Annotated in this window: 10 protein-coding genes; 8 read left to right on the top strand and 2 right to left on the bottom strand. The window is 55.4% G+C overall.

From position 1 onward, the window contains the following. Positions 1–1437, top strand: a complete 1437-nt coding sequence (gene gatB, locus AC3WQH_RS20790; RefSeq protein WP_197187394.1) for an Asp-tRNA(Asn)/Glu-tRNA(Gln) amidotransferase subunit GatB — start codon at positions 1–3, stop codon at positions 1435–1437. A gap of 143 nt (positions 1438–1580) precedes the next feature. Here gatB and AC3WQH_RS20785 read toward each other — a convergent pair whose 3' ends face one another. Further along, positions 1581–3326 carry an RNA polymerase sigma factor gene (locus AC3WQH_RS20785; protein WP_309479113.1) on the bottom strand — a complete coding sequence of 582 codons (1746 nt, stop codon included), beginning with the start codon at positions 3324–3326 and terminating at the stop codon, positions 1581–1583. A 211-nt stretch (positions 3327–3537) separates the two neighbouring features. On the opposite strand from AC3WQH_RS20785, the gene AC3WQH_RS20780 reads away from it, so the two are divergent. The 5 genes from AC3WQH_RS20780 to AC3WQH_RS20760 all read left to right on the top strand — a co-directional run bounded on the left by AC3WQH_RS20780 (position 3538) and on the right by AC3WQH_RS20760 (position 7475). Further along, positions 3538–3891 (top strand): hypothetical protein, encoded by a 354-nt coding sequence (locus AC3WQH_RS20780; protein ID WP_005832542.1) that lies wholly within the window; start codon positions 3538–3540, stop codon positions 3889–3891. A gap of 120 nt (positions 3892–4011) precedes the next feature. Next, positions 4012–4479 carry a hypothetical protein gene (locus tag AC3WQH_RS20775; protein ID WP_007778605.1) on the top strand — a complete coding sequence of 156 codons (468 nt, stop codon included), beginning with the start codon at positions 4012–4014 and terminating at the stop codon, positions 4477–4479. A gap of 93 nt (positions 4480–4572) precedes the next feature. Continuing rightward, the gene (locus tag AC3WQH_RS20770) at positions 4573–5301 is read left to right on the top strand and encodes an ABC transporter ATP-binding protein (protein WP_025847326.1); all 729 of its coding nucleotides are present in this window, start codon (positions 4573–4575) and stop codon (positions 5299–5301) included. Next, a complete protein-coding gene (locus AC3WQH_RS20765; protein WP_314175012.1) occupies positions 5301–6482 on the top strand; it encodes an ABC transporter permease in 1182 nt (393 codons plus the stop codon). Before AC3WQH_RS20770 ends, AC3WQH_RS20765 begins: the two co-directional genes overlap by 1 nt. A gap of 60 nt (positions 6483–6542) precedes the next feature. Continuing rightward, entirely contained in the window at positions 6543–7475 is a 933-nt protein-coding gene (locus AC3WQH_RS20760) for a DMT family transporter (protein ID WP_327944898.1), read from the top strand. Between the two features lie 412 nt (positions 7476–7887). On the opposite strand, the gene AC3WQH_RS20755 is transcribed toward AC3WQH_RS20760, so the two are convergent. Continuing rightward, complete coding sequence (locus AC3WQH_RS20755) at positions 7888–8859, bottom strand: ROK family glucokinase (protein ID WP_492332233.1); 972 nt, start codon at positions 8857–8859, stop codon at positions 7888–7890. Between the two features lie 141 nt (positions 8860–9000). On the opposite strand from AC3WQH_RS20755, the gene AC3WQH_RS20750 reads away from it, so the two are divergent. Continuing rightward, positions 9001–9891 carry a diacylglycerol kinase gene (locus tag AC3WQH_RS20750; protein WP_005832529.1) on the top strand — a complete coding sequence of 297 codons (891 nt, stop codon included), beginning with the start codon at positions 9001–9003 and terminating at the stop codon, positions 9889–9891. Between the two features lie 123 nt (positions 9892–10014). Next, positions 10015–11481, top strand: a complete 1467-nt coding sequence (rlmD, locus tag AC3WQH_RS20745; protein WP_492332232.1) for a 23S rRNA (uracil(1939)-C(5))-methyltransferase RlmD — start codon at positions 10015–10017, stop codon at positions 11479–11481. The last annotated feature ends 1695 nt before the right edge of the window (positions 11482–13176 follow it).

Genomic DNA, 13176 nt, shown 5'->3' with positions numbered 1-13176 from the left:
ATGAGCAAGTACGAAACCGTCATCGGCCTGGAGGTCCACGCCGAGCTTTCGACCAAGAGCAAAATTTTCTGCGGCTGCCCGACTGAGTTCGGCGCGCCACCGAATACACATACATGCCCGATTTGTCTGGGACATCCGGGCGTGCTTCCCGTAACGAACAAGCAAGCGGTAGAGTTTGCGATGAAAGCAGCGCTCGCGCTCAACTGCGAGATTTCCCGCGAGACGAAATTCGACCGCAAAAACTACTTTTACCCGGATTCGCCAAAAGCGTACCAAATCTCCCAGTACGACCAGCCGATCGGCTACAACGGCTGGATCGACATTGAGGTCAACGGGGAGACGAAGCGCATCGGGATCACCCGCCTCCACCTGGAGGAAGACGCGGGCAAGCTGACGCACAGCGACTTCGGCGGAGAATCGCTCGTAGACTTCAACCGCGTGGGCGTACCGCTCATCGAGATCGTGTCCGAGCCGGACATCCGCTCGCCGGAAGAAGCACGCGCCTATCTGGAAAAGCTGAAAGCGATCATCCAGTACACGGAAGTATCCGACGTGCGCATGGAGCAAGGCTCGCTGCGCTGCGATGCCAACGTGTCGATTCGTCCATATGGGCAAAAAGAGTTCGGCACCAAGACCGAGCTGAAAAATATGAACTCTTTCCGCAACGTGCAAATGGGGCTGGAATACGAAGTTCAGCGCCAGACAGAAGTGTTGAACTCCGGCGGTACGATCGTGCAGGAAACCCGCCGCTGGGATGAGGCGAACAAAAAGACGGTCAGCATGCGCTCCAAAGAAGAGGCGCACGACTATCGGTACTTCCCGGACCCTGACCTGGTGCGTATGCAAATTTCCGAGGAGTGGATCGAGGCTATCCGCGCGACGATTCCGGAGCTGCCGGATGCCCGCAAGGCTCGCTACGTAAACGAGTTCGGCCTGTCGCAAGCGGATGCGGAGGTCATCACCATTTCCAAGGAAACGGCGGATTTCTTCGACGAAACCGTCAAGACAGGCGCAGATGCGAAAGCAGTCGCCAACTGGCTGATGGTAGACCTGCTCGCCCATCTGAACGCCAACAACCTGACGTTTGCCGATGTGAAAATGACGCCGCAGGGCTTGGGTGACATGATTAAGCTGATCGCAGACGGCACGATCTCCTCGAAAATCGCCAAAACCGTCTTCAAGGAGATGGTGGAGACCGGAAAAGATCCGAAGAAGATCGTCGAGGAAAAAGGACTGGTGCAAATCAGCGACGAGGGCGCCCTGCGCCAAATCGTCATCGACGCCGTCAATGCCAACCCGCAGGCAGTAGCGGACTACAAGGCCGGAAACGAAAAAGCAGCCGCTTTCTTCGTCGGCCAGGTCATGAAGCAAACCAAAGGCAAAGCAAACCCGCCGTTGGTTAACAAGCTGATTCAGGAAGTATTGAGCAGCCTGTAAGGCACAACAACAAGCAGCACTTTCCGACCAGGGAAAGTGCTGTTTCTTTTGGCAAGAGAGAGGCACAAAGCAGAAGAGGGGGACATGGCGAGGAACGGCATTGGCAGCAAGTACCAATGGCTTTGAAGCGGTTTGACGCGCATCTAGTTGGCGGCGAGAGCAGCTTGCAGTTTTTCCAGCAAGGAGACAGCCTGAATCTCGTTTTGCTCGATGGCCTGCAAAAGCTGTACAGCTTTTTTGCCTGGCTCGTCTGCATTTGGTTCGCCGCCAGCCGGGAAAGGAAACAGTCTGGTCAGCTTGCCGAAGTCGTCCGCGATAGCGGCGTAAAGCGCGGCTGCTTCCTTGAGCAGCGGGCGCGCTTCATCCAGCGAAGGGTCAGTCCACGTGTCGGCGATTTCCGTAAAGAACCGGTAGGCGTTGCAGCGGGCGTCGTGTGCGACCGCTGTGGTGTAGGCGTTTCCGTTTGGCTCGATGGTTCCTTTGGCAAAAGCCGCCTGCCAGGCAGGATAGGCAGCCAGGCCGTAGATGAAGTTGGCGTTTTGCCCTTCCTGGCCGCGGTAATGCGCCAGGGCTGAATCCAGAGCGTTAGCCAGCATCGTGCGCTGGTTGATGGGGAGCGTCTCTTCGATGGCGAGCACAAACAGCTCTGCCACCAGTCCGCGCCCCAGATGCTCATACGGCACCGTGCCGTCGTTACCGCAGTTGTCTCCGGCGTGCAGCAGCTTGGCTTCATCCTCGTAACCGTAGATCAGGCCAAATTCAGGCATGAACAAGTCCCAGGCGAGCACCGGATTTCCTTTGTCAACCGCGTGGTGAATCAGCTCCAGTGCCTGAGGCAGCAGGGCAGGAAGCTGCCGCTTTTCGCGCGCGGCAGGGCTGAGCAGCGCGGGATCGACCTGGTTCGCATTCGGGCCAGGCGTGCCGTCCAACTGCTCCTGGCAGACGGAACGAGGCTTGAAGCCCATGTTCCGCAAGCCTTGCTCCAGAACGGGCTGGAAGTAAAACATGGTTGGCCCCGCAATATGAATGCTCTCTGGAACGATCGTCAGGCGGAAGGCGTGCCCGCTCAAACCGAGAACAAGCGGCAGGGACAGCTTTCGTTCCGTACACTCGACTAATCCGTGCAACGCTGCCCCGCATGTAATCCATGTTTTCAGCTTCATGGCTTCCGGCTTTTTCAAAACGACTTTTTTCATAATTCCCGCATCCTTTCGCATTTGCACATAGTGGTCAACAACGAGGCGAATTTTTTCCTGCACGAGCTTTTTGCGTGAGCGAGACAGCACCTGGTACACATTTGCCTGGGTCATCTCGAACATGCGCGCAATCTCGTGAGGGGCCAGATGGTCAAAAAAGTGAGATTCGACGATCCGCCGTTCGCGCGGGCTGAGGCAGTGCAGCAAGCTTTTGATCGTCGTAAACAGCTCGCGGCGCATCAAGACCTCCTCGGGGTTGCCGTTGCTCTCGGCTGCGGTCGACCAGCTACGGCCAAGCCTGTGCAAAATGCTGTCGAGATCCTCCCAGTCGGTCGGCTCTGCCTCGCCCGTTTGCCTGGTTAGCCCGGAAAAGACCTGCTCCCGTGCTTGCGGTCCCTTTTTCAGACGCGTGTACGCCTGATTGCGCACAATCCGGTGCAGCCAGGGCAGGAAGCGGCGGCTGTCGACCAGCGTACCCAGGTGGAGGAAGGCGCGAATGAGCGCGTCCTGGACGATGTCTTCCGCGAGATAGGCTTCCTGGGTGTACGAACGGGCGTAGCCGTAGACTTTGGAGCGGTGGCGTCTGACCAGCTCGCCAAACGCCTCCTGATCTCCGGCTTTTGCCCGTTCTACCAAAGTCTCGTCCTGCTCCTCTTCTCTTTGACTGGCAGGCTTGATAACCAAATGATCCATTGCCAAAACTCCTCGTTGTTAGTTAACTTACTGCATAGACTACCGGGCGCAGGATTTTCTGACAGATGCGTAAAAACTTTTTGTAAAAAATTTATTTGCAAGCGGCGGACATAGACTCCGGCCTGATTTGCTGCGGGTTGGCCGGATTTGTAAGAAATTCCACTCTACCCTATAATGAACATACACGAACAAAAAGGGGGAAGGAAAGTACATGAAGCTGATTTCTGTCACAGGAGAGAGTGTAGCGCCGGGCAAGGGCGGCTCGCCATCCGATACATTTGACCGTTCGATTGCGACGTGGGAAGACAATGGGCAGCAAAAAACGGTGACCGTGACCTACTGTCGCTACTTCGGCAAAGTGCTGGCCGAGCGGGGCATCTACGACCAGGAGGCGGAAGGGATTCCGGTCACGCATCTGGTCGCTCCGCTGTTTGAAGAAAAGTACCCCGGGCAAAAAGAAACGCGTCACTACATTAACGATACGGAAAGCTTTGTGGCCCTGTTTGAAGGCTTTTCCCTGCCCAAATGGAAGGAACGCTACGCGAGTGCCCTGACCTCGGCATGAGGAGAGCGCAGCTATAGCGCCCGTGTGTAAAAGTCAAAAGATTCTGAGCCAGCATCAGACACATAGCTCAAACTTTGCGGAGGGCATGCTAAGGACAACCATTTACTGGAGATGATTAGCATGCTTTCTGTATGGATGACGCTTCTGCTCATGGCTTCCGCCAGCCCGGCAGGCTCGCTTGGCGCAGCATCGCCGCAGGCCACTGTGATCGCTTTGCCTGCGGCGGTTCAGGAGTTCGACGCTTTTTTGCAAGATTGGAGGGGCGGGCTTGCGCTTGCTTCGCTGCGCCATCCGCTGTTTGATCTGACAAGGGTATCCGGCGGTGTCAGCGGAGCTGTGAATACGATCGTGTTTTCCGGGGAGGCGCACGGTGCCGCAGGGGAAATCTCGCTCGTGTTTTATTCGCTGGACGGAGACAGGATATACTCTCCGCCGGGCACAGTGACTGTCGCGCGCGTCGATGACAGGCACAGGCAGTTCCACGTGGCGGCGGCGATACCGCGAGTGCTGCAAGGCCGCACAGGGGTTGTACAGGTGACGTTTTCCGGGGAGAAAAGAGCTTCCTATTTGCTAAAAGTCCGATTTTGACGGCGGGACGCCAGGCGTCAACTGCCGTTGCGGCTGGCCGTGGACCAAGTGCTGGCCGTTCGGTTCGAAGGGAGAAGGAGAGGAGGGCTGCTGTTGATTGAGGTAAAAGAAGTCAGCAAACAGTTCGGGACGATCACAGCGGTCCGCGATTTGACGTTTCGCGTGGAAGAGGGCGAGGTGTACGGCCTGTTGGGCGAAAACGGCGCCGGGAAGACGACGACGATGCGCATGATGGCGACGATTCTCGCGCCGACTGCGGGAGACATCGAGATCAGCGGATTTTCGGTGCGGCACGAGCCTTTGGAGGTGCGGCGCAGAATCGGCATCCTGTTTGGCGGGGAAGTCGGCTTGTACAGTCGGCTGACAGCCAGGGAAAACATCGCCTACTTCGGTAGCCTCTATGGCTTGCCGCCGTCGCGGGTGCAGGAGCGGATCGACAGCCTGAGCCGCATTTTGGAGATGGAGCCGTTTATCGACAGGCGCGTCGGCGCTTTTTCCCGGGGAATGAAGCAAAAAGTGGCAATCGCCCGCACGCTTGTCCACGATCCTGACGTCATTTTGCTGGATGAGCCGACGACAGGGCTCGACGTGACGGCTGCTACCATTTTTCGCCGGATGGTGACAAGGCTGCAGGAGGAAGGCAAGACGATCCTGTTTTCCAGCCACAACATGGGCGAAATCAACAAGCTGTGCAAGCGGGTGGCCCTGATCCACAAAGGCCGGCTGCGCTTTTCCGGGGGATTGGACGCCTTGCGCAAGCAGTTTGGGACTGACGATCTGGACGACATCTTCATGGCGGTTGTGGAAGGGGGCGAGCACTGATGGACTGGCAAATCATCTGGACCGTTTTCAAAAAGGAGCTGCTCGACCTGTTTCGCGACCGGAAGGCGTGGCTGGGGACGTTTCTCGTGCCCTTGGTGATTATTCCGTTTGTGTTTTTTTTATTGGGCAACTCCTACAGCAACGTGGAAAAGGAAGCGCGGGAATACGTGCCGCTGGCTGTTCACGGCTCCTCCAAGCTGATTAAGTCCCTGCAAGAAAACCAAGGGGTCAAAATTCTTCAGCCGCCTGATCCCGAGCAAGCGCTGCAGGCGGGGCAACTGCGCGCGATCATTACGATCCCGGAATCGTTTGACGAGCAGATTCAGGCGGGGAAAACGGCCACACTGCACGTCGCTTTTGACTCGACCAATTCCAAGTCAGTCTACGCCCGCGATCTGATCGAGCGGACCGTAGAGGCGTACAGCAAGGAGATTGTGGCGAAGCGGCTCAAGCAGGCAGGCTTGTCCGAGCAGACGATTCAGCCGATCGCGCCTGACTTTCAAAACGTAGCGTCGGAAGAAAGGCAGTCGGGCGGGATGCTCGCAGGCATCATTCCGCTCATGCTCGTCGTGTCGCTCGCCTCTGGAGGAATCGCCTCCGCCAACGACCTCGTCGCGGGGGAAAAAGAGCGAGGGACGCTGGAGTCGCTTCTGACGGCGCCGATTGCCGCCAACCACATTCTGACGGCGAAGCTTTTGGCGGTCATGGTGATGAGTATCATGAGTGCGGGAGCCTCGCTCATCTCGGTATCGCTGGTGATGAGCATGGGGCCGTTTGGAGGATCAGGCGACCATTTTTCGCTCGCGTTTTTCTCGCCTGTTACCTTGCTCGTGCTGATCGTCGTCATCCTGCTCATGGCGGCGACGTTTGCCGGACTGGAGCTGATGCTCAGCACGATTGCAAAGTCTTTTAAAGAAGGACAGACGTACATGAGCGGAGTCATTTTCCTGGCGATGGTGCCGTCGTACATGCTGATGCCGCAAAGCCCGGTGGACATCGCGGAGCATTACTACGCGCTGCCCGTGTTCAATGGCGTGGCGCTGTGCAAGGAAGTGTTTTACGGCAAGGTCGACCCGCTGCATGCGCTGGTCGGCATCGGTTCTTCGCTGGTGTACGTGGCGATCACGATTTTTTTCGCCTCGCGACTGTTCCGCAGAGAAGGGGCTGGATTGAAAAACTGATCGGGAGGGAGTAAATCCAGGCTGTCTGTTGCCCATGTCGCTGCCATTGTGAGAAGGCTGGTGAATGTCGTGAATCCGCTGTACATCGGTGTGCTGTACGTGCTTGCTTCGGCTGCGGGCTTTGGCGTCATGTCCATTTTTGCCGTGTATGCCTATGGAGCAGGCGTTTCGGTATCTACGCTCTTGTCTTTGCGCTTTTTGTTTGCTGCTGTGCTGTTTTTCGGCCTCTTGGCCTGGCGCAAGGAGTCGCTGCGGCTCAATCGTCGCCAGGTGCTCGCCCTGTTTTTTCTGGGCGGCATTTTGTACACGCTGCAATCGCTCAGCTTTTTTTCCGCAGTTCAGTACATTCCGACCTCGATGGCGGCGTTGCTGCTGTACACGTTTCCCGTGTTTGTGGCGGTCCTGAGCTATTTTGTGGAAAAAGAGCCGCTGACGAAAAAGACCGTTTTCGCCATGCTGCTGTCTTTGCTGGGCCTGGGGCTGGTGCTTGGGCTGTCGTTTGGCGGCATTCAGCCGCTCGGAGTCGTGTTGGCGCTCGCGGCAGCGCTGTTTTACTCGGTGTACATCATCGTGGGCAACCGGGTTGTAAAAGGTTTGTCCCCGTATGTGACGTCGGGTTACATCTCGTTGTTTGCAGCCGCGTCGACCTTTTTGATCGCGCAAAAAGAAGGAGGCGTCGACCTGGCCTTTGCTCTGGCGGGCTGGTGGGCCTTGGGCGGGATCGTCGTTTTTTCTACAGTCATGGCGATCAGCTTTTTCTTCCGCGGCCTGCAGTTGACCGGCTCGACCAAAGCTTCCGTGCTGAGTACGTTCGAGCCAGTCGTGACGATTGTGTTCTCGGCCCTGTTGTTCGGCGAAGCGTTCAGCCTGTTCCAACTGCTCGGCGGCTGCGCGGTGCTGGCGGGCGCGGCCCTGATCGTCGCAGGCAAGGAGCCGAAGTCAGGTCGGGCGGAGGAAGGGGAAGCGTCTGCGGCGCGGGTGATTGAATCGTAGAGGAAAAAGCGCTTCTGGGCGGCGGTAGTGACGGTGCTGGCAGGAGCGGAGTTGATCGTCGCGGGCAAGGAACCGAAGCCAGATCGGGCGGAGGAAGGGAAGCGTATGTGGCGCGGGTGATTGAATCGTAGAGAAAAAGCGCTTCTGTGCGGCGGCATTGAGGCTGCTGGCAGGAGCGCTTTTTTGTATCGTTTATCGTATCGGAAAAGAACTGGGCCGTAGCTTATGGATTTCTTAGCGTGAGCGAATGAAAAAGCAGAAGTTCCGTTGCCCTTGCCGTCGGCAGCAAGCTTTTTGCAAGCAAACAGCCTGCCAAAACGCGCTCATTTTGCCGTTCCTGTCTCGGTAAATGTGTTTCTCCGCTTGTTTGGAGAAGCCCTCAAATCGCGAGGCGGCAACAGAAAACTGACGGCTACTCTTCCATCTGCGAGCGGATCAGCCAGCCCGCTCCGTACACGCCTGCGTCGTTGCCCAGTGTGGCAGCCACAATCTCGGTTGCTTCCACGACGTAAGCGAACGGAACAAACCGTGCAAACGCATCGCGAATGCGGGAAAAGAGGAAGTCGCCTGCCGCCGCCACGCCGCCCCCGATAACAAATTTGGCCGGATTCAAAACAATCGCCAGATGCGAGAGGGCAAGGCCCAGGTAGAGCGCCACCTGGTCGGCGATGGCAAGAGCAGCGACGTCGCCTGCTACGGCTGCTTCGAACACGTCCTTTGCCCCGAGCTTGCCTTTTTCGGCCAGCACGGAAGCGAGGTACGGGCTCGTTCCGTTTTCGGCAGCGAGGTGCCCTTCGCGGATAATGGCGGTGGCGGAGGTGTACGTTTCCAGACAGCCTGTTTTGCCGCAATTGCAGAGAGCGCCGCTGTCTGGCGTCATGGTGATGTGCCCGATTTCGCCGCCGACTCCGTTCATGCCGTGAACGACTTTTCCGTTCAGGATGACGCCGCCGCCGACTCCTGTGCCAATCGTAATCAGCACGAGGTCTTGTGCGCCTTGGCCTGCGCCCTGCCACATTTCGCCCAGTGCCGCCACATTGGCGTCGTTGTCGACTGCGACTGGCCGCCCTGTAAGTGCTTCCAGCTTTTGCTTCAATAAGACAGGCTTGGTCCAGTGCAGGTTGACGGCTTGCATGACGATTCCGTTTTGGGCATCAATAGGTCCGGGGATTCCTACGCCGATTCCGCTCACTTGCTCCGGCGCATAGCCGTGTTTGTGCAGAAGAACGCGGGTCATCTCCGCGATTTTTCGCAGTACGCCATCTTCTCCATCTGCGACAGGTGTCGGCTCGTGCGTTTTCGCTACCAGCTCACCATCCGGGGTAATCAACGCTATTTTGATTGCCGTTCCGCCCACGTCAACACCAACGATGATTTTGTTCACAACTGTCCCCTCGCTCTCCTTTTTGCCATCTTTTTCTATATTATCACGCTGTTACCCGCATAGCGATTCCCAAAAATGGCTATACAGGATATGATGGAAGGAAGTACACCCGTGAGCGAGGGAAGGAAGAAGGGATCTGCCTTGAAACGAGCCAGATTGATCTACAATCCGAGCTCCGGCCGGGAAATCGTGCGGCGACGATTGCCGGATATTCTCGATTTGATGGAATCGGCCGGATACGAAACCTCCTGCCATGCAACCAGAGGGGAAGATGATGCGACCGAGGAAGCTGCCCGCGCCGTGGCCCGCGGCTTCGACGTCATCCTGGCTGCTGGCGGAGACGGAACCATATACGAAGTTGTGAACGGGATGGCGGAGCAAAAAGCACGCCCCACCCTTGGAATTATTCCCTGCGGAACCAGCAACGATTTTGCCCGGGCGGTAGGCATACCGAAGTCGATCACGCGCGCCACGGAAATCATCGCCAAAGGCAAGAAGAAGCGCATCGACCTGGGCCGGATCAACAACCGTTATTTCATGAATATTGCGGGAGGAGGCTCCCTCACCAACCTGACCTATGAGGTCCCGAGCAAGCTGAAAACGCTGCTGGGCCAGATGGCGTACTACGTCAAAGGGTTGGAGAAGCTGCCCTCCCTGCACCCGATCCGGGTCCGCCTGGAAAATCGCAAGGAAGTGCTGCTGGACGAGGAGATCATGGTGTTTCTCATCGCCAACAGCCATGCGGTCGGCGGCTTCGACAAGCTCGCCCCGGAGGCCGATTTGTCAGACGGCAAGCTGGATGTCATCGTCGTGAAAAAGACGAACATCGCCGAATTTATCCGCCTCGCGACACAAGCGGTTCGCGGCGAGCATTTGCGCGACCCTAACATCCTGTATTTCCAGGCAGACTACATCAAAGCGACCTCTCCCACAGGCGAGGTGGTCCAGCTCAATCTGGACGGCGAGCTTGGCGGACAGTTGCCGTGCGTCGTGGAAGCTTTGCCAGGACATATCGAGTTGTTCGTCCCGTAGGAAGATAGTAAAATGAATAGCAATAGCCGTAGGGATGCCGCGTTCGCTGTGCATCCCTGCCTGCTTCCTTGAGCAAAAAGCAGCCGGGAAGCCAGAGCGCAAGACAAAAGGAGCAAAAGAAACGTGGCAAAAACAACAAAAAAGCGGCGCGGACCGCAGCAGACCGTCAAGGTGGAGCTGGACGTCCCGGTACGTGTCGGCCAAACCGTGGAAGTGGAGATAACCGGACTGAACCACGAGGGCGCTGGAGTCGGCCGGATTGAAGGATATACGCTGTTCGTAGACGGCGCACTCGCAGGCGAGCGAGTCCACGCGCGCGTCGACCATGTCAAAAAGAACTTCGGCTTCGCCAAGCTGACGAAAGTGGTGGAAGCCAGCACATACCGCGCGCACCCACCCTGTCCGCTGTACGACCGTTGCGGCGGCTGTTCGCTGCAGCACCTCGCCTACGAGGAACAACTGCGGCACAAACAGCAAATCGTCCGCGACAACCTGCGCCGCATCGGCGGCTTTCAGGTGGAGGGAGAAGGAGCAATCACGGTGCACCCGACGCTCGGCATGAGCGATCCATGGCGCTACCGCAACAAGGCACAGGTGCCAATCGGCGAGGAAAACGGCGCCTTGGTTGGCGGCTTTTACGCGGAAAAATCCCACTCCATCATCGACATGAACGAATGCCTCATCCAGCACCAAAAGAACGACGAGGCGGTCGCCACCGTGAAGAGAGCCGCTGCTGCTCTCGGCATCAAGCCGTACGACGAAGTGCGCGGCACAGGCTTGCTGCGCCACGTAGTCGTCAAGGTGGGGGTAAAGACGGGCGAAGTCATGGTCGTGCTCGTGACGACCGCGGAGGCGATTCCGCAGCGAGACAAGCTCGTGGAAGCGATCCGCACCGAGGTGGCGGGCGTCACCAGCATCGTGCAAAACATCAACCCGGACAAGACCAATGTCATTTTCGGCAAAAAGACTGTGACACTCTGGGGCAGCGACGTCATTTACGATTACATCGGCCCGATCAAATTCGCGATCTCGGCGCGGTCGTTCTACCAGGTCAACCCGGCACAGACGGAAGTGCTGTACAACAAAACGTTGGAGTACGCCGGCGCAACAGGCACGGAAACGGTCATCGACGCCTACTGCGGCATCGGCACGATCTCGCTGTTTTTGGCGCAGAAGTCGAAGCATGTGTACGGCGTGGAAATCGTCCCGGAAGCGATCGCGGATGCGAACCGCAACGCCCGGTTGAACGGCGTGGAGAACGCGACATTCGAGGCAGGCCCGGCAGAGGTCGTAATTCCGGCGTGGAAGGAGCAGGGGATCCGCGCCGATGTAATCGTGGTCGACCCGCCGCGCAAGGGCTGCGATGAGGCGCTGTTGACGACAATTTTGGAAATGCAGCCGGAGCGCGTGGTGTACGTGTCGTGTAACCCGTCGACGCTGGCAAGGGATTTGAAGGTATTGGCGGAGCGGTATGAGGTGAAGGAAGTGCAGCCGGTGGATATGTTTCCGCATACGGGGCATGTGGAGTGCGTAATATTGATGAATCTAAAGGGTGTTGTAACAAGCAATTTCAGTGATCTCAAAGCATAAACAGTCGTACGAAAGCTTAAATAGTCGTGCCACCAGCCGAGCGAGATGCGGGTATCCACTCCTGTTTTTCCTCGGCTTTTTTCGTAAATCAGGGGAGAGGATTTATTATGAGGGGAGAAGAAGGAAAGCCTTGTGGGGCAAGGACTTCGAACATTTTTCTCCTGTTTTTTCTCGATCATTTTCTCCGATAATCTTTGGTCCTATCCCCAGGCTCTTCCTGTTTTTTCCCCTGCTCTTCGTTCGACTTTAATTGCTTTTTTGCCCCCGATTTTGCTCGTCCTGAACTCGATTTTTACTCGTTTCTTATCACGACATTAATTGCAGGAAAAAATTGGGATGATGGAGGAGAAAAGGCTGAGAAGCCTTGGGGCTGTAAGCGGGAGTGGCAGTGGGGGAGATGGGCGGGGCGTAAGATGACTATTTTTGCTTTTGACATAGTAGGGATTGTAAAAGCAAATTTTGGACTTGAACGAGTCTGGTTGCAATGGGGAAAGGGTTGCTTCCTTACGGAAGCAGAGAGGGCGAAGTGAACAATTATGCTCCTCTTCAGCGAGTGTAGCCTCAATAAAGTAAACTGATAAGCGAGCGGCGGATCGAGACACTACATAGCTCCACTTATAAAACTCTCACTACGCCCGTCATTTGCTCCTGTATGCCTCTCAAGTAACTCGGAAAGGCACACAACAATCGCTTTTCTCAAGCCGCCACAATGCCCTTTTCAATCGTTTCTCGATTATTCAAGCCTCAATGCTTGACTCTATATTTCCCCTGCTCTGAACACATTGGTGATGCCGCAAAATCACTGGTCTGATGAAGAAGGCTCATGATGGTGTTTCAGCAACTTTCGGAATACATAATTCCTTTATATAGCGATAAAAGTGTTGCTCGGTGGAATCCGCTTGACATCGCACAAAGCAGTGCCACAATATCGCTGGGGTTCATCATCATTGAAGATATTGATCCAAAATCTAATCGGTTGCAATGTCGCCAGATGGGATTGCAAAACCATTGCGTAATGGAATTCACTAAACGCCTTCGCTGAAAATCATTGGTGATACAGCAGAATCACTGGTCTATTGAAAAAACATAAAGGGGAGTTTGCAACTTTCGGAATACATATACCTTTATATTAGCGATCAAAAGTTTCGCTTGGTGGAATCGCATCACAAATCGCAAAGGAATGTCGCAATATCGCTGAGTTTTAGCAACCTGGAGAGTATTGATCCAGTAACTAATGGGCTTCAATGTCGTAAAGTGAAGTTGGCAATATCATTGCGAAAAGGAATTCACTAAACGCCTTCGCTAAAGAAATTCGGGTAATACAGCAATATTAACTGGTTGAAACCGCAAAAAAATGGCTATAAACATTCAAAAACCTGCAAAACGAGGTGTTCAGGTCTATCTGAACTGTTTGAACACAAAACATGCTGGAGATTGTTCATATTTCGAAGAAGTATAATCACTTTGTTAATGTTTGTTGATTGACTTTAATTAATTATCGTATTAAAGTGCAGGATTATTCGCTCTCTGTATTCGGTGTAATCCCATTTGTCATATTGCTCAGAATGCTTGTGCTATACTCAAATGTTTTTAGAGGTAGCACACCAGGCTGATTTTGTTAGGACGTGTCTGAAAACTAAAGAAAATGTGGTATGATTTAGGAAAAACGAATGGAGCAACGAGCATGATTCAAAG

This window comes from Brevibacillus sp. FW301-21C12A, assembly GCF_058788915.1.
The sequence above is the reverse complement of the archived record's forward strand: the minus strand, read 5'-3'. Positions and strand labels throughout refer to the sequence as shown.